The sequence below is a fragment of the Deinococcus grandis genome (assembly GCF_001485435.1).
Classification (GTDB): Bacteria; Deinococcota; Deinococci; order Deinococcales; family Deinococcaceae; genus Deinococcus; species Deinococcus grandis.
In genome coordinates this window covers 983386-999034 of the sequence record NZ_BCMS01000001.1, presented here as the reverse complement: position 1 = coordinate 999034, position 15649 = coordinate 983386, and the positions used below count along the sequence as shown (strand labels likewise).

Sequence of the window (15649 nt, the reverse complement as noted above, 5' to 3'; positions counted from 1 at the left end):
AGGAGAACAACGGGTTCCGGGCGTGGAGTTGGCAGATCGGTGATTTTCCGATCTGTTAACGAAACAAACGGAATCCGTATGAGGGTCGCCCCCGACGCCCCTGCAGCGAGTGAAGCGAGCAGCTGAAAACCGACCTGAGTGCCCCGGTCAGTCCCGGATGAGTCGGGACGCGCAGGAGAGGTACGCGCGCCAGGGCTCCAGCGCGCCCATCACCGGGCGGGCCGGGCGGTGCAGGGTCACGAGTCCCTCGCGGTAGGTAGGGCCGTGGCGGGCGGCGATCCAGGTTTCGTGGGCGTGCAGCGAGGCGCGCAGGTACAGACGGCCCTCAGTGGCGGGCACGGTGCGGCCGCCGCGCGTGAAGGTCTGGGGGCGGCGGTTGAAGTGCAGCGGTTCGCCGGGCAGCAGCAGGGTCAGTCCGGCGGAGTGCAGGCTGAGGCCGTCCAGGGTGTAGCGGCTGCTGCCGTGGGGGGTTGGGGTCTTGCAGAAGCCGCGCAGGGTCAGGTCGCCCTGGCTGGCATCGAGGCAGACAGCGGTCTCCAGTTCCACCCTGGGGCCAACAGCACGCCCCAGGATTCCACTTCCGACCACTGTCTCATTCAGTGACTCGCTCCGCTCGGTTGAGTGACCAGGAGAACGGCACTCCCGGCCACTCAACACTGCCTGAGGAACCAGAACTGGGCGGTCAGTGGGCAACGCCTACGGGCGTGGAACCTTGCCACATTATTGATAATAGAATATCGTTATCAAGCTATGTCCATTCCTGAGTCACGTTCCGTTCCCATCACCGTTCTGTGCGGCTTTCTCGGCGCCGGGAAGACCACACTCCTGAACCACCTGCTCACCCAGACGGTCGGCCAGCGCATCGCCGTGATCGTCAACGAGTTCGGCGCCGTGAACATCGACGCCAGCCTCGTGGTCACGACCGACGAGCAGACCATCGAACTCAGCAACGGCTGCATCTGCTGCACCCTTCGCGGCGACCTGCTGCACGCCGTGAACGACCTGCTGGAAACGCGTGACGTGGACGCGATCCTGATCGAATCCACCGGTATCGGCGAGCCCCTGCCCATCGCGCAGAGCTTCTGCCTGACCCCCGAGGAACTGGAGATCGAACCCGAGGAGGGCCAGCCCGCCATTCCCGACCTGCTGGGCCGCGTGCACGTGGACGCCATGATCACGGTTGTGGACACCGCGCAGTTCTTCCCGCTGTGGAACCGCCAGGCCACCATCCCCGGCGACGACGAGGGGCGCGGCTTCGGGGAACTGCTGGCCGAGCAGCTGGAATTCGCGGACATCGTCGTGCTGAACAAACTCGACCTGGCCGCCCCGGACGACGTGCGGCAGCTGCGTGACCTGATCCGCATCACCAACCCGCGCGCCCGCGTGCTGGAAGCCACGCGCGGCGTCCTGCCTGCCACCGAGCTGCTGAACACCGGCCTGTTCGACTTCGACCACTCCAGCCAGCTCGACGCCTGGATGGCCGAACTGGAAAAAGAGCACACCCCGGAATCCGAGACGTACGGCCTGGGCACCCACATCTTCCGCAGTGAGCGGCCCTTCGACCCTGACATGCTGAACGAGGCGCTGACGCTGGGCCTGCCGCGCAACGTGATTCGCAGCAAGGGGTGGGTGAACCTGGGCAATGGCGTGGCGACCCTCTGGAACCACACCGGGCGGCAACTGGCGCTGGAGACGGCGGGCGAATGGCTCAGCCCGGACGAGGCGTTCAGCGAACTGGTGTTCATCGGGCACGACCTCGACCCGGACGCGCTGGATCAACTGCTGACCCGCGCGCTGCGCGCCTGACAAAGACTCCGATTGAATGGCTTGTAAAGCCGTTCAATCCGAGCGGATGCGAACAGGAGAGAAACGGCCCTCCGGACGTGGAGTTGACAGATTGGAACACCACCGATCTGTCAACAGGACAAACGGAATCCGTATAACCGGACCGGCGGAACGTGCGCCGATGAACCTTCCCCCCACCCCCACATGTGATAAGGAGAAATCAATATGAGTCGTGAATGCTACCTGACCGGCAAGAAGAACCTCGTGGTGAACAGCGTCACCCGGCGCGGCAAGGCCCGCGCGCAGGGCGGTGTGGGCCGCAAGGTCACCGGCGTGACCCGGCGCGTGCAGCGCGCCAACCTCCACAAGCGCGCCATCCGCGAGGGCGGCGTCACGAAGACCGTCTGGCTCAGCGCCAACGCCCTGCGCACCCTCAGCCGCGGCCCGTACCGGGGCATCGAACTGCTGTGAGGCGCCCCCACCTCCTCCTGCCCGCGCTGCTGCTCGCCGCGTGCGCCGCACCCACGGCGCAGGCCGCGCCCCTGCAGGTCAGCGCGACCACCACGATCATCGCGGACTTCGTGAAGGCCGTCGGCGGCACCCGCGTCAGCGTGAACGTCATCGTGCCGCCCGGCGGGGACACCCACACCTTCCAGCCCAGCACCGGCGCGATCCGCGACCTCGCCCGCAGCCGCACCCTGTTCGCGAACGGCGCGGGCCTGGAACCCTGGCTGCCCAAACTGAAGGCCAGCGCGCCCAAAGTGCCCGTGCAGGAGCTCACGGCGGGCCTGAAGCTGCACCCCGCCGGGGAAGGCGAGGACCACGCGGAGGCCGGGCACGACGAGCACGACGACCACGGCCCGCTCGACCCGCACGCGTGGTGGGACGCTACCCTGGCCGCCGGGTACGTGAAGAACACCCAGGCGGCCCTGACCCGCCTCGACCCCGCCGGGAAGGCCACCTACGCGAAGAACGCCGCCGCGCACCTGAAAGCCATCAGCGCCGCCGACGCCTACGCGAAGAAACAGTTCGCCACGTTCCCCGCCGCGCAACGCGTCCTCGTGACCAACCACGACAGCCTCCACTACCTTGCCGAGCGGTACGGGCTGCGCCTGATCGGCGCCGTCATTCCGGGCCTGAGCACCGAACGGGAACCCAGCGCCCGCGAACTCGCCGTGCTGACCCAGACCATGAAAAAAGCCGGGGCGAAGGTGATCTTCACGGAGAACACCGTCAACGCCCGCCTCGCCCAGACGCTCGCCCGCGAGACCGGCGCGCGCATCGCCCCCGCGCTGTACACCGACGCCCTCGGGCCCAAGGGCAGCGGCGGCGAGACGTACCTCAAGGCATTCCGGACGAACGTGGACATCATGGTGAAAGCACTGAAAATGCGCTGAGGCAGGAAGGAGTGGGTTGTGGGCAGTAGGAAGTGGGGAGTGGGGTGGTCTGCCTGGGTCAACACGTCAGGAGCAGGCCAGAAAGGAATTGCGATGCCGCCTCCCTTCCACTTCCCACTCACCACTGCCCACTGCCCACTTCCCACAACCCACAACCCACAACCCATTTTTGATTCTGCGCTCGCAACATCATCGCGCGGGGAGGTATGCTGGTCTGATGCTGGGCGTCGAGAACCTGACAGTGAGATACGGCCCGCAGACGGCGCTGGAGCACGCCAGCGTGCGCTTCGAGGCGGGATCGTTCAGCGCGATCATCGGCCCGAACGGCGCGGGCAAGAGCACCCTCCTGAAAACCCTGGTGGGCCTGCTGCCCGACCCCGAAGGTGCCGTGCGCTTCGACCCGGGGCACACCGCGCGCGGCTGCATCAGCTACGTGCCGCAGCAACAGACGCTCGACTGGGGCTTTCCCGTGACCGTCTGGGACGTCGCCATGATGGGCCGCACGGGTCGCCTGGGCTGGCTGCGCTGGCCGGGCCGGAAGGACAGGCAGATCGTGGAGGACGCCCTGAAGGAAACCGGCGTGTTCGACCTGCGGGGGCGCCACATCGGCGCGCTGTCCGGGGGGCAGCGGCAGCGGGTGCTGCTGGCCCGCATGCTGGCCCGCCAGGGCCACCTGCTGCTGCTGGACGAACCCCTGACCGGCGTGGACGCCGCCACCCAGGAAACCCTGATGGCCCTCCTGCGGCGGCAGGCCGACAGGGGCCGCGCTGTCGTGATGGTCACGCACGACCTCGAACAGGCGCGGCGCTGGTGCGACCACCTGGTGCTCGTGAACCGCCGCGTGATCGCCGACGGCACGCCCGAACAGGTGTACACCACCCAGAACATCGAGGCGACGTTCAGCACCAGCTTCCTGGGGCACACGCACGCCGAGGCGTGAGGTGGATGGGTGATGGTTGAAAGATGATGGATGACACCCCCGGCCTGACCACCTTCCCGCACCTTCGAGGACTCCCTTGCACCTGCTGACCGATCCAATGCAATTCGACTTCTTCACCCGCGCGCTGCTGGCCGTGGTGCTCGTCAGCGTCCTGTGCGCCCTCGTCGGGGCGTGGGTGGTGCTGCGCGGCCTGAGTTACATCGGGGACGCCATGAGCCACGCCGTGTTCCCCGGCATCGTCGGCGCGTTCCTCATGCAGGGCAACCTGCTCGTCGGGGCACTCATCGCCGCCGTCCTCACCGCCCTCGGTATCGGCGCGATCGGGCGGCGCAGCGGCCTGAAGCAGGACAGCGCCATCGGCATCGTGTTCGTCGGCATGTTCGCGCTGGGTATCGTCATGCTGTCGCGCGCCCCGACCTTCACCACGGACCTCAGCAACTTCCTGATCGGCAACCCCCTCGGCGTCACGCCCGCCGACCTGTGGGGCGCCCTGGCCGTCACGGTCGTCGTGGGCGGCATCCTCACCGCCATCCAGAAGGAACTCCTCCTCGCGTCCTTCGACCCGACCGAGGCGCGCGCCGTCGGCCTCCCCGTCCGCCGCCTCGAGAGTCTGCTGCTGATCCTGATCGGCCTCGTCGTCGTGCTGACCGTGCAGCTCGTCGGGACGACCCTCAGCGTCAGCCTGCTCATCACCTCCAGCGCCGCCGCGCGCCTGCTCGCCCGCAGCCTCAGGAAGATGATGCTCCTCGCCGCCGCGCTCGGCACCGTCGGCGGCGTGACGGGGCTGTACCTCAGCTACTACCAGGACACCGCCCCCGGCGCGACCATCGTCCTCGTGAACACCGCCATCTTCCTGGCGGCACTGGCGCTGCGCAGGCGGGAGTGAGGGCAGGTATGGCTGCACCTGAGGCGCTGACGACCCTGAACGTGCGCGAGCAGTGGCAGGCCGCCTTCCCGCACCTGCAACCCGCCTACGATCAACTGGCCGCAGACGAAGTGTTCAGCGAAAACGGTATTCCCGGCCTGTATTTTCTGGTTGAAGGGCTGTTCGCGCCATACATCGAACTGCTTCTCCGACTGCCTATCTCTCATGGCAGAAACGCGGCCCTGCATGCGACGTTCACTTTCGTGGATCGCCTGCTGACCTCACCGGATGACAGCGTCATTGGGCTGGGCCAGATCGGGATCATGGAAGGACGGGAACCCTGGTGGTTCCAGCGAGCGCTCCCCATCGGCAGCCCGATCTTCAACAGACACGCCCGCCGGGTTGGCGACCTGGGCTGGGAAGCGGCGACCGAGGCTCCACCACCACTTCCCGTTCCTCCTGTCACCTACCACGACCTGTTCGGCATCCGGGAGTGCATCGCGCAACTCCTGCACGCTGAGGGAGTCACTCTGGCTGACCTGCCCGACCCATCCGACCGGACGTCCTGAGCCGAATCCTCTCCCCTGCCGTACCCTGTGCGTCATGACGACTTTGCAGCGGTTCACGGGAAAGACGGTGCTCATCACGGGGGCGGGGGGTGGGATCGGCGCGGCGCTGGCGCACCGGTATGCCGCAGAGGGGGCGCGCGTCGCGGTGAACGACGTGACCGCGGCGGCGGCGCAGGCGGTCGTGGGCGCCCTGACGGGGGCGGGCGCGCGGGCATTGAGCGTGCCGGGGGACGTGAGCGTGCAGGAGGGCGTGGAGGCGATCTTCGCGGCGACCGAGGCTCATCTCGGGCCAGTGGACGTGCTCGTGAACAACGCGGCCCTGACGAGTGACCAGCGGCACTTCCTGGACGCGGACGAGGCGTGGTGGGACCTGTTCCTGCGCGTGAACCTCAAGAGCGTGTTCCTGTGCAGTCACCGGGCGGCGCGGGGCATGGCGGCGCGGCGGCGCGGCGTGATCCTGAACGTGTCGAGTGGCGGCGCGACCCGCTCGCACCGGGGCTTCACGTCGTACGACGCGGCGAAGGGCGGCGTGGAGGCGTTCACGCGGGCGCTGGCGCTGGACATGGCGCCGTACGGGGTGCGCGTGAACGGGATCACGCCGGGCTTCATCAACACGTACGGCCTGAGCGGCGAGGATCTGGCGCAGCGGGAGAAGACCGTGCCGCTGGGCCGCTACGGCACCGCCGAGGACATGACGGGCGCGGCGGCGTTCCTCACGTCGGACGACGCGGCGTACGTGACGGGTCAGTTCGTGGTCGTGGACGGCGGAGTGCTGGTGCAGCAGCGCAGCGCGAACGTGGACACCTTCCCCCTCAGCAGCTTCCCGGACGTGCCTGCCGAGAGCTGAGGGATCCCTCCGCCATCCGGCGCATGTGTTCCCCGCGCGGCAGGTGGTACGGTCTGTCTTGATCGCCGGGCTGACCCGGTTGTTCCGGCCCTCCGCTCATTCAAAGGACTTTCCTGCCTTGCGTCTGTAACCCCTGACTGCCGTGTGCCGAGTTGCCGCCTGCCGCGTGCGGGCGGGCCTGTCCCGTCAGGGGGATGAATTGATGCTGATGGCAAGTGGTGTGGCGCGGTCGTTCGCGGACCGTATGGTGTTTTCGGGTGTGGAGCTGACCGTGGGGGCCGGGGAACGGCTGGCGCTGGTCGGCGAGAATGGCAGCGGCAAGAGCACGCTGCTGCGCGTGCTGGCGGGGCTGGACGCGCCGGATGCGGGCGTGGTGACGCGCTCGGGCCGCGTGGCGCTGCTGGCGCAGGCTCAGGTAATGGGTGGATCGGTGCTGGAGGCCGTGACGCCCCCGGCACTGGCCGCGGCCCAGGTGGCGTTCGAGGCGGCCTCGGCGGCGCTCTCGGACGGGTCGGAGGCGGCGCTGCTGGCCTTCGCGGGCGCCGAGGAAGCCTACCGGCTCTCGGGCGGGTACGACTTCGCGGGCCGCGCGGCGGCGGTGCTGGCCGGGCTGGGACTGGACGCCGGAGCGCGCGCGGACCGGCTGTCGGGTGGGCAGGCGCGGCGGGTGCTGCTGGCGGCGCTGCTGCTGGCCCCGGCGGATGTGTACCTGCTGGACGAACCGACCAACCATCTGGACGCAGGGGGCGCGGCGTGGCTGCGGGACTGGATCCGGGCGTCGGACGCGGCGTTCGTGCTGGCCAGCCACGACCGGGCGTTTCTGGACGAGGTGGCGACCGGCGTGGCGGAACTGGAACGCGGCACGCTGACAGCGGTTTCCAGTTCCATTGAAGGGCCAACAGCACGCCCTTCAATTCCACTTCCAACCGCTGTTGTATGCGGGTACTCGCTCTGCTCGTTTCAGGGATGCTGAGGGAGCCCCTCAACACCCCTGAAAACCGCTGTGAGCGTGTACCCCGGGAATTACTCTGCGGCGATGGCCCTGAAGGCCACGCTGCGCGAGGCGCAGGCCCGTGATTTCGAGGCGTACCGCCGCAAGCGCGCCGCGCTGGACGAGGAGCGGCGCCGCCTGAACAGCAGGGGCAGCGTCGAGGAGAACCGCTCGCGGGCGCGGGACAACGACAAGTTCCTGTCCACGCACAAGGCGGGGCGGGCGCAGGTGCTGTTCTCGAACCGCGCGCGGGCCATGGAGCGGCAGATCGAGCGGATGGACACCGGGGCGCCGGACAAGCCGTTCCGGGACGCGCGGACGCTGCGGCTGACGATGCCGCCCGTGCCGCCGGGGCCGCTGGAGGTGCTGACCGTCCGGGATCTGGGCGTGACGCGTGGCTCCGGGGTGGTGCTGTCCGGCGTGACCCTGCACGTCCGCCGGGGCGACCGGGTGGCCCTGACCGGCCCGAACGGGGGCGGCAAGAGCACGCTGCTGCGCGCCCTGCTGGACGAGGTGCCGCACGCGGGCGCCGTGACGTGGGGCGCGGGTCTGACCGTCAGCCTGATCGGGCAGCACGGCGAGGAACTGCTCGGGCTGGGCACCGTGGGGGACGCGCTGCTGGACGCCAACCCGCTGCTGACGCCGCACCAGCTGCACGAGGTCGCGGCGGCGCTGGAGGTGCCGGGCGGCCCGGCCTTCCCGCTCTCGGGCCTGTCCGGGGGGCAGCGCACCCGCCTGAGCCTCGCGCGGCTGCGGGTCACGCGCTCACAGGTGCTGCTGCTCGACGAACCCACCAACCACCTGGACGTGCGGGCCATCGAGGCGCTGGAGGCGCTGCTGCTGGACTTCACGGGCACCGTGCTGCTCGCCAGTCACGACCGGCGGCTGGTGGAACGGGTCGCCACGCGCGAGTGGCGTGTCGGGGGCGGCGGGGTGCAGGAGGCGTGAGCCGGCGGGAATGCGAAAGAGGCCGCGTCCGCGCGGCCTCTCGTCTGTCTCACAGCAGAATTCAGGAGTATTGAAGGGAACCTTCGATACTCCTGAACGAGCGGAGCGAGCACCTGACAACGGCAGCGGTTGGAAGTGGAATTGAAGGGCGTGGTGTTGGCCCTTCAATTCCACTTCCAACCGCTGTCAGGTCAGTTCAGGCGGGTGATGCGGGTGGCGGGTTCGGGCGTGACGGTGGTGGATTTGAGGTAGTTCTGGAAGGCGTCCAGGTCCACGGCGCCGCCCAGGCGGTCGGTGCCCTGTGCGAACACGGTGAAGCCGTCGCCGCCGTCGGCGAGGAAGTTGTTCATGGTCACGCGGTACTTGGCATTCGGGTCGAGGGGCTGGCCGTTCAGTTTGACGTCGCTGACCTTCTCGCCCTTGGGTTTGGCGTTGTCCCAGGTGTACGTGAAGCCCCGGCTGACCTGCAGGATGCGGTTCTGTCCGGCGGCGGGGTTGTCGAACTGCTGCTCCAGCGCGGCCTTGATCTGCGCGCCGGTCAGGGTGACGACCATCATGACGTTCCCGAAGGGCTGCACGGTGAACACGTCGCCGTAGGTGACCTGCTTGCTGGCGTTGGGGACGTTCACAGGCAGGTCGGCGCGGATGCCGCCTGGGTTCATGAAGGCGATCACGGCGCCGCCCTTGTCGGCGGGCGCGGCGGCGGCGAGCTGGCTGTCGGCGATGACGTCGCCCAGCTGGCTTTCACCGGCCGCGTTCACAGTGCGGGTGATCTGCTCGACGCCCAGGGTGGCGACAACCTGCTTGCTGAGGGTGTCGGTGAGGCCCTTGGCCTGGGTGACGATGGCGGTCATGGCGGGGTCCTTGGCCTGCTTGGCGGCGTCCACGACGACGTTGCTGGCCTTGACGCTCAGGAGTTTGTGCAGGCGGGTGTCGACCTGCAGGTCGAGGCGCTGCAGCAGGTGCCCGTACGAGTCGCCCTGGATGACGGTGCGGGGTTTGCCGGCCGGGTCGGGCACGACGCAGTTGTAGCCGCGGTGGGTGTGGCCGGTCATGATCGCGCCGATGCCCGCGTCGAGGCCCTGGGCGATCTTGACGATGTCGCCGCTGAGGGTCTTGCAGTCCACGACGTCGAAGCTGTCCTTGCTCGCGCCGCCCTGGTGGATCAGGGCGATGACCGCGTCGGGACGCTGGCGCTTGATTTCGGGCATGACGGCGTTGACGCTGGCGACCTCGTCCGCGAAGGTCAGGCCGGCGACGCCGCTGGGCGTGACGACGGTGGGGGTGTCCTTGAGGACCGCGCCGACGAAGGCGATCCTGGCCTTGCCGACCTGCACGATCTTGTACGCGGGGAAGACGGGCTTGCCGGTCGCAGCGTCCAGGACGTTCGCGGCGATGTACTGGTACTTGGCGCCTTCGAAGGTGTTGTTGAATTTGCAGGCGCGTTCGGGGGCGTTGCTGTCGCAGCCGCCTTTCTGGTAGCGCATGAGTTCGGAGATGCCGTTGTCGAATTCGTGGTTCCCGACGACGTTCACGGCCATGCCCAGGCCGTTCAGGGCGGCGATGGTGGGTTCGTCGCGCAGCAGGGCGCTGATCAGGGGGCTGGCGCCGGTCATGTCTCCCACGCCGACGAAGACGGTGTTGGGGTTGGCCTTGCGGGCGTCGGCCAGGACGCCGCCGATGGCCTCGACGCCGCCGGCCTGGACGGTCAGGGTCTTGGTGCGGTCGGCGGGGTCGGGCACGCGGAAGCTGGTGGGCAGCAGGTTGCCGTGGAAGTCGTTGACGCCGATGACGGTGACGTCGACGGTGGAGGGGCCCAGGATCATGGAGCAGCTGCTGAGGGTCAGCGCCGCGCCGATCAGGAGGAGGTTGTTTTTCATGCGCTCCACAGTGTAGGGCTTTGCGTGTCTGTGGAATATCAGCCCGCACGGCGTGCCGGGTGCAGTACCGGTGGGGGGACAGGGGGAATGTGAAAAAACCGCCCCGGTGGGGGCGGTCTGGGGTCCGGTGTGCCCGCGCGCGCGGGCCCGACACCGGGAGGCGGATCAGTAGAACTTGGTGATGCGTTCGACGCTGTGGCGGTGGTGCGGGAAGCCGTCTTCGGCGCGCTTGCCGACGGGCAGCAGGCCGGCGAACTGGACGTGCTCGGGCAGGCCGAGGATTTCCTTGACCTTGGCGGGGTCGAAGCCGAGCATGGGCACGGTGTCGTAGCCGAGGCCGCGGGCGGCGAGCATCAGGAAGCCGAAGGCGATGTTCGCCTGGCTCAGGCCCCACTGGCCGCGCTGGGCGACGGGCTGGGCGCCGAACACGCCGTCGAAGGTGTTGCGCTGGCCGGTGCGGCCCGCTTCGCCCATGCCGGGGTGCGCGGTTTCCTCGACGGTGGCCAGGGTGTCTTCCATGTCGCTGTAGACGACGATGACGGCGGGGGCGTTCGTGATCTGGCCCTGACCGTAGGCGGCGTCCTGGATCTGCTGCTTGATGGCGGCGTCCTGCACGACGGCGAAGCGCCACGTCTGGGCGTTCCAGGCGCTGGGGGCCAGGCTGGCGAGGCGCAGGATCTCGTGCAGGTCGTCCTGGTTCATGGGTTCCTGGACGTACTTGCGGATGCTGCGGCGGGTTTCGATGGCTTCCTTGATGTCGAGCACTTTGGGGGTCGTCGCGGTCATGGCAAGAGGTTATCCCCAGTACTTTGAAAAGTCAAGCGGTGTGTCTTTCGTCATGATCTGGTCAGTCATGCCGTGTAGACTCTGGGCATGAGCACTGAACACACTGGTTTCTGCCCGGTCTACCGGGCCATCGGGGTGTTGCAGGAGAAATGGGTGCTGCACATCGTCCGCGCCCTGCTGAACGGTGAGAAAGGGTTTAACGAACTCGCCCGCGCCGTCGGCGGCTGCAACAGCGCCACCCTCACGCAGCGGCTGGAGCACCTCGAGACCCTGACGCTGATCACCAAACGCACCGAGGACAGCCACGGCAAACTCGCCCGCAGCGTCTACAGCCTCACCCCGGCTGGCCTGGAACTCCAGAGCGTCATCGACGCCATCGACGGCTGGGCCAAGTCCCACCTGGCCGCCCCCGCCCCCACCACACCGGACCTCCCCACCGCCCCGACCTCGCCCTGCTGACCCCGGCCCTACCCCGGGCCGGTACCTTCTGAAACATGTCCACAGTCATCACCATCGTGCCGCCCGGTCCAGACTGGGCGGCACGTTTCCATGCCCTGGCGGCCGCCCTCCGCCCCCACCTGCCGCCCGGCGCGGCGCTGCACCACATCGGCTCGACCGCCGTCCCCGGCCTGCGCGCCAAGGACGTGACCGACCTCCAGATCGGCCTGGGTGACCTGAACGCGGCGCCCGCCGTGCTGGCCATCCTGGCGGCCCTGGGCTACGAACCGCGCCCCGCCGTCACCACGGATCACCTCCCGCCCGGGCTGACCCTGGACCCCGCCGAGCTGCGCAAGGCGTACGCCAGCCGCGCCGGACAGGTGCACGTGCACGTGCGAGAGGTGGGCCGCTTCAACCACCGCTACCCGCTGCTGATGCGCGACTTCCTGCGCGCCGCCCCGGCGGCCGCCGCCGCGTACGGCGAGGTGAAGACCCAGCTGGCACGCCTTCACCCACGCGACGTGGACGCCTACTACGCCGTGAAGGACCCCGTGATGGACCTGATCGTCGCCGGGGCGCAGGAGTGGGCGGACCGGATCGGCTGGACGCTGCCCCCCAGCGACGCCTGAACGTGCCAGGATGCTCGGGCGCCCCTCCCCACCCCGACGCGCGCCGGAGGCCCACCCATGATCGCGTTCCTGCTCTTTATCGTGCTGCCCACCGCCCTGATCGTGCTGGCCCTGCGCATGAAACCCCTCGTGCCCCGGGACGAGCGCACCCATGATCCGCTGGGGGCCAGCGGCGCCGCCGGGGGCATGTTCGGCTCGCACGGACTGGAGGCCGACCCGGTGAGCGTCCGGGAGGACACCGAGCAGGTCCGCTTCGACCTGAGCGGCCTGCCCAAGCGTGAATGAACGCCGAACACGGCCCCGCCGCCCGGCCCGTACCCTGAAGGCATGGGTATCAAGGACAACTTCACGGCAGACGAGTGGTTCAAGGTCATGACCGGCCCCGGCCGGGCGGGCGCGGCGGTCGTCGCCGCCAGTCCCAGCGGCCTGACCGGACTGGTCGCCGAGGCGCAGGCCATCGGGCAGGCGGTACGCGAGAGCGTCAGCGCGCAGAGCCGCACGCCGCTGCTGGAGGCCATGGCGGCCGACCTGCTGGGCACCGCCCCCGACCCGCAGGCCATGCCGCACCAGGAACGCGCCCGGAACATGGAAGAGGCCCGCGAGCAGAGCCTCCAGGGCGTGCGTCAGGCCGCGTGGCTGGTCTCCGCGAAGGCCAGCCCCGAGGACGCCGCCGCGTACCGCGCCATGCTGATCAACGTGGCCGAACGCACCGCGGGCGCCGCGAAGGAAGGCGGCTTCCTGGGGATCGGCGGCGAGCAGGTGAACGACAAGGAACGCGCCGTGATCGAGGAACTGCGCGCCCTGCTGGGCCAGGGCGAGGCCCCCGCCCCGGACGCCACCTCTTCCCCCCTGATCGCGCCCTCACCGGACGGCAGCGGCAACAGCAACTGACGCTGCCGGAAGGGGTCGGCCCGTGGGGGACACCCGCAGGCCGACCTCTGCGTCGTGACCTGACCCGGCCCACGTCGTCCGGGTCATACGGGATTCAAGAGATTCCACATCATTCGGAGTCGCCCGGTGGCCCCCTCACCCTTCCGTCGCTTCGCGCCTCCCTCCCTCTCCCACCAGCGGAGAGGGGAAAATGGAACACGATTACGGTGCAAGCAAGTCAATTTAATCCCGTATCAGTCGCCGTCCGGGGCGAGGCGCCGGGAGCGGGTGTCGTCCACGCGGGTGGTCATCAGGTCCCGGAAGGCCTGATCGTGCGGCACGCCCGCCTCGAACTGCGTGCCGGTGGAGGCCATCACGTGTGAACGGCCGTCGCCGCGCAGGTACGCCGCGCCTCGCTCGCGGTGGCTGACGCACCAGCGTTCCATGTCCTGCACGCAGGCGCCATACAGGTCGCGCGCGCGGCTGTCCCCCCAGGCCTGCACGGCGGCGCGCACGTCGCCGTGGTGGGCGTCCCAGGCGCTCAGCAGGGCGCGCTGTTCGGGCGGCAGGTACGCGCGGGACGCGAGGAGCGCCGCGCCCAGCGGGCCGCTGAACGGCACGCCCAGCGTCAGGTCCGCGAACTGCGTGGCGCCCAGTTGCAGGCCGCTGGCGCCCTCGAGCAGGGTGCCGCGTTCGGTCAGGCCCCACCCGAAGGTGGGCTGGGTCAGCACGCGCCACAGGTCGGTGCGGATCACGTGGAAGCGCGTGAAGACGTTGATCTCGCGCGCCACGGCGCGGATCGCGTGGTGCAGGGCCGCCAGCGCACCCGCCAGTGCGTCCCGGTCGTGCTCGTGCGCGGCCTGCACGGCGTCCAGACCGGCCACCAGGACCGCCTGACCGCGCGCCTCGGCCAGCACGAAGGTCTGGATCCACAGGTCCAGCTGCTCGCCCGCCTCGCCCGACTGCCAGGCGTGGGCGATCCGGACGTTCCCGGCGTGCAGGGTCGCCGCGTCGTACGCCGCGCCGGGCGCTGCGTCCGGGCTGCGCCAGTTGAGGTATTTCAGGGTGTACAGCCCCCCGCAGGGCGGCAGGCCCCGCGCGGCACTCAGGTGCCGGAACAGGCCGTCCAGCGCGCGGGGAAAGGCCGGCACCTCGTGGAACCGGTCCGGGTGGACGGGCACGGCGTCCCAGCGGTACAGGTGCATCAGGATCGCGGCGGCCGACAGCAGCGCGTCCTGTTCGTCCGGGGTCAGGGCGTCGGCCTGCCGGGTCAGGTCCGCGGGCCAGGCGGCCGAGGCCTCGCGGATCAGGGGACGCACGCCGCCCGCCCCGTAGGCGCCGGCCAGGGCGGGAATCAGGTCAGGCACGGCCTGGAACGGACCGGGAAGGGTCAGGACCGGCGCGCGGGGGGGCAGGAAGCCCGTGCGGCGCAGCGGCGCGGCGGCCGCGAGCAGGCGCGCGGGCCCGGGGCGGGGTGACGCGGGCGTGACGTGAGGCAAGGGAGGGTCCTCCAGTGGGGCGGGCTGAGGGGGAGGTCCGGCCCAGGGCAGCGGGCAGGTGGGACGGGCAGGGACCGGAACGCCCCGTGTGGTCACTGTAGGAAGTGCGTGCGCGTGGCGGGGCGCAGGTGCGGCGCCGCCCCCCGGAGCGTGAAGATCCACCCCCGTTCCCCCCCGGCAGACCGGGCCGGATCGGGGGGGTGCGGGTCATACGGAACGAACTCGACTTGCAGCCGGCCTGAACACGTTCCGTTGATCCCTCTCCCCGTGTGGGGGGCCACCGGGCGACTCCCGATGATGTGGCATCACTTGAATCCCGGTTCAGGGGAGGCGCAGGTCGTGCCCGGTGGGGCGCGGGTCCCCGTGCCGGTCGTGGGCCCACAGGGCCGCGCGCAGGCGGGCCAGGACGCCGGGCAGGTCGTGCGGGCCCGCCACGCCGACGCTGGCGCCGCTCAGGGCCGGGTGCGTGGCCACGCGGATGAACGTGCCCGCGTGGGGGAGCATCGCGGCGTCCGCCGGGCCGTCCCCGGCGGCCACCACGCGTGACCGGGGCACGCCGAGCCGCGCGGTCAGCTCACGCAGCGCCGCGCCCTTGCCCGCCCCCCGGCGGATCAGCACCAGCCTGGTGTCCCGTTCGCGGATCAGTTCGGTGCCGCCCAGCTCGGTGTCGCCCAGTTCGGTACCGTCCAGCGCCGACCACTCCTGCGCCAGGGCGTCCAGCCGGGCGGGCGTGTCGCCCCGCACGATCTTCAGCACCCCGCGCGCCTGCGGCCAGGACGACTCGAATGCCGGGTGGGGACCGCGCACGATCCCGTTCGGGTCGGCCGTGACGAGCAGGGGCTTCCCCACCTGCCGGTCGGCCAGTGGAATGGCCTCGGTGGCAGCGCGGACCGTCGCGTCCGGCAGGGGCCACGACCACAGCGGCTGCCCGGCCTGCTCCGCCCAGGCGCCGTAGCAGCGGGTGACGGTGTGCAGCGGCCAGTCGCGCACCTCTGGGGGCACGCGGCCCCGCGCGGTCAGCAGGGCCAGATGCGCGCCCGCGCGGGCCCAGGCGCGCAGTTCGCCGCCCAGGTCGGGGGGCACCTCACCCCGCGGGCCGATGAGGGTGCCGTCCAGGTCCAGGGCGAGCAGCGCGCCGGGCGTGACGTCGGTCGGGGGCATACCCGCACGGTAGCGGCCCGGCAGGGGGTGCGGGGGCTCATCTG

18 protein-coding genes are annotated in these 15649 nt (G+C 70.0%); 13 read left to right on the top strand and 5 right to left on the bottom strand.

Annotated elements, in window-relative coordinates; translation table 11 throughout:
* Positions 1-147: 147 nt before the first annotated feature.
* Positions 148-546 carry a hypothetical protein gene (locus DEIGR_RS05035; RefSeq protein ID WP_058975824.1) on the bottom strand — a complete coding sequence of 133 codons (399 nt, stop codon included), beginning with the start codon at positions 544-546 and terminating at the stop codon, positions 148-150.
* A gap of 204 nt (positions 547-750) precedes the next feature.
* On the opposite strand from DEIGR_RS05035, the gene DEIGR_RS05030 reads away from it, so the two are divergent.
* The 9 genes from DEIGR_RS05030 (at position 751) to DEIGR_RS19580 (ending at position 8342) form a co-directional block, all read left to right on the top strand.
* The gene (locus tag DEIGR_RS05030) at positions 751-1806 is read left to right on the top strand and encodes a CobW family GTP-binding protein (protein ID WP_058975821.1); all 1056 of its coding nucleotides are present in this window, start codon (positions 751-753) and stop codon (positions 1804-1806) included.
* Positions 1807-2010: 204 nt separating this feature from the next.
* Positions 2011-2256: a 50S ribosomal protein L28 gene (gene rpmB, locus DEIGR_RS05025; RefSeq protein ID WP_058975818.1), complete on the top strand. Its 246-nt coding sequence runs from the start codon at positions 2011-2013 to the stop codon at positions 2254-2256.
* Complete coding sequence (locus tag DEIGR_RS05020; RefSeq protein WP_058975816.1) at positions 2253-3182, top strand: metal ABC transporter solute-binding protein, Zn/Mn family; 930 nt, start codon at positions 2253-2255, stop codon at positions 3180-3182. The genes rpmB and DEIGR_RS05020 overlap by 4 nt, the downstream gene beginning before the upstream one ends.
* 217 nt (positions 3183-3399) lie before the next feature.
* Positions 3400-4122 carry a metal ABC transporter ATP-binding protein gene (locus DEIGR_RS05015; RefSeq protein WP_058975815.1) on the top strand — a complete coding sequence of 241 codons (723 nt, stop codon included), beginning with the start codon at positions 3400-3402 and terminating at the stop codon, positions 4120-4122.
* A gap of 76 nt (positions 4123-4198) precedes the next feature.
* Positions 4199-5008 (top strand): metal ABC transporter permease, encoded by an 810-nt coding sequence (locus DEIGR_RS05010; protein ID WP_153013637.1) that lies wholly within the window; start codon positions 4199-4201, stop codon positions 5006-5008.
* Between the two features lie 8 nt (positions 5009-5016).
* Positions 5017-5556: a hypothetical protein gene (locus DEIGR_RS05005; RefSeq protein ID WP_058975811.1), complete on the top strand. Its 540-nt coding sequence runs from the start codon at positions 5017-5019 to the stop codon at positions 5554-5556.
* 34 nt (positions 5557-5590) lie between these two features.
* Positions 5591-6403 (top strand): SDR family NAD(P)-dependent oxidoreductase, encoded by an 813-nt coding sequence (locus tag DEIGR_RS05000; protein WP_058975809.1) that lies wholly within the window; start codon positions 5591-5593, stop codon positions 6401-6403.
* Between the two features lie 202 nt (positions 6404-6605).
* Positions 6606-7376 carry an ATP-binding cassette domain-containing protein gene (locus DEIGR_RS19585; RefSeq protein ID WP_083524115.1) on the top strand — a complete coding sequence of 257 codons (771 nt, stop codon included), beginning with the start codon at positions 6606-6608 and terminating at the stop codon, positions 7374-7376.
* A 63-nt stretch (positions 7377-7439) separates the two neighbouring features.
* Complete coding sequence (locus DEIGR_RS19580) at positions 7440-8342, top strand: ATP-binding cassette domain-containing protein (protein ID WP_083523931.1); 903 nt, start codon at positions 7440-7442, stop codon at positions 8340-8342.
* A gap of 191 nt (positions 8343-8533) precedes the next feature.
* Here the strand turns inward: DEIGR_RS19580 and DEIGR_RS04990 are convergent, their stop codons facing one another.
* Positions 8534-10222, bottom strand: a complete 1689-nt coding sequence (locus DEIGR_RS04990) for a bifunctional metallophosphatase/5'-nucleotidase (RefSeq protein WP_058975806.1) — start codon at positions 10220-10222, stop codon at positions 8534-8536.
* Positions 10223-10387: 165 nt separating this feature from the next.
* Complete coding sequence (locus DEIGR_RS04985; protein WP_058975804.1) at positions 10388-11008, bottom strand: nitroreductase family protein; 621 nt, start codon at positions 11006-11008, stop codon at positions 10388-10390.
* Positions 11009-11095: 87 nt separating this feature from the next.
* Between DEIGR_RS04985 and DEIGR_RS04980 the strand changes: the two genes are divergently transcribed.
* Genes DEIGR_RS04980 through DEIGR_RS04965 form a run of 4 tightly spaced genes read left to right on the top strand, consistent with a single transcriptional unit; the run spans position 11096 to position 12966 of the window.
* Positions 11096-11467, top strand: a complete 372-nt coding sequence (locus tag DEIGR_RS04980) for a winged helix-turn-helix transcriptional regulator (RefSeq protein WP_058975803.1) — start codon at positions 11096-11098, stop codon at positions 11465-11467.
* A gap of 35 nt (positions 11468-11502) precedes the next feature.
* Entirely contained in the window at positions 11503-12075 is a 573-nt protein-coding gene (locus DEIGR_RS04975; RefSeq protein ID WP_058975801.1) for a GrpB family protein, read from the top strand.
* Between the two features lie 57 nt (positions 12076-12132).
* Entirely contained in the window at positions 12133-12360 is a 228-nt protein-coding gene (locus DEIGR_RS04970) for a hypothetical protein (RefSeq protein WP_046843022.1), read from the top strand.
* A gap of 42 nt (positions 12361-12402) precedes the next feature.
* Entirely contained in the window at positions 12403-12966 is a 564-nt protein-coding gene (locus DEIGR_RS04965; RefSeq protein ID WP_058975799.1) for a hypothetical protein, read from the top strand.
* A gap of 233 nt (positions 12967-13199) precedes the next feature.
* Here the strand turns inward: DEIGR_RS04965 and DEIGR_RS04960 are convergent, their stop codons facing one another.
* Positions 13200-14444, bottom strand: a complete 1245-nt coding sequence (locus DEIGR_RS04960) for a hypothetical protein (RefSeq protein ID WP_058975797.1) — start codon at positions 14442-14444, stop codon at positions 13200-13202.
* Between the two features lie 321 nt (positions 14445-14765).
* Positions 14766-15605, bottom strand: a complete 840-nt coding sequence (locus DEIGR_RS04955) for an HAD family hydrolase (protein WP_058975795.1) — start codon at positions 15603-15605, stop codon at positions 14766-14768.
* Positions 15606-15649: the final 44 nt, after the last annotated feature.

What these genes read in the sequence shown, in the direction of transcription:
- DEIGR_RS05030 (WP_058975821.1), top strand. Translation starts at nt 751, where the DNA reads ATGTCCATTCCTGAGTCACGTTCCGTTCCCATCACCGTTCTGTGCGGC.
- rpmB (WP_058975818.1), top strand. Translation starts at nt 2,011, where the DNA reads ATGAGTCGTGAATGCTACCTGACCGGCAAGAAGAACCTCGTGGTGAAC.
- DEIGR_RS05015 (WP_058975815.1), top strand. Translation starts at nt 3,400, where the DNA reads ATGCTGGGCGTCGAGAACCTGACAGTGAGATACGGCCCGCAGACGGCG.
- DEIGR_RS05005 (WP_058975811.1), top strand. Translation starts at nt 5,017, where the DNA reads ATGGCTGCACCTGAGGCGCTGACGACCCTGAACGTGCGCGAGCAGTGG.
- DEIGR_RS05000 (WP_058975809.1), top strand. Translation starts at nt 5,591, where the DNA reads ATGACGACTTTGCAGCGGTTCACGGGAAAGACGGTGCTCATCACGGGG.
- DEIGR_RS19585 (WP_083524115.1), top strand. Translation starts at nt 6,606, where the DNA reads ATGCTGATGGCAAGTGGTGTGGCGCGGTCGTTCGCGGACCGTATGGTG.
- DEIGR_RS19580 (WP_083523931.1), top strand. Translation starts at nt 7,440, where the DNA reads ATGGCCCTGAAGGCCACGCTGCGCGAGGCGCAGGCCCGTGATTTCGAG.
- DEIGR_RS04990 (WP_058975806.1), bottom strand. Translation starts at nt 10,222, where the DNA reads ATGAAAAACAACCTCCTCCTGATCGGCGCGGCGCTGACCCTCAGCAGC.
- DEIGR_RS04985 (WP_058975804.1), bottom strand. Translation starts at nt 11,008, where the DNA reads ATGACCGCGACGACCCCCAAAGTGCTCGACATCAAGGAAGCCATCGAA.
- DEIGR_RS04980 (WP_058975803.1), top strand. Translation starts at nt 11,096, where the DNA reads ATGAGCACTGAACACACTGGTTTCTGCCCGGTCTACCGGGCCATCGGG.
- DEIGR_RS04975 (WP_058975801.1), top strand. Translation starts at nt 11,503, where the DNA reads ATGTCCACAGTCATCACCATCGTGCCGCCCGGTCCAGACTGGGCGGCA.
- DEIGR_RS04970 (WP_046843022.1), top strand. Translation starts at nt 12,133, where the DNA reads ATGATCGCGTTCCTGCTCTTTATCGTGCTGCCCACCGCCCTGATCGTG.
- DEIGR_RS04965 (WP_058975799.1), top strand. Translation starts at nt 12,403, where the DNA reads ATGGGTATCAAGGACAACTTCACGGCAGACGAGTGGTTCAAGGTCATG.
- DEIGR_RS04955 (WP_058975795.1), bottom strand. Translation starts at nt 15,605, where the DNA reads ATGCCCCCGACCGACGTCACGCCCGGCGCGCTGCTCGCCCTGGACCTG.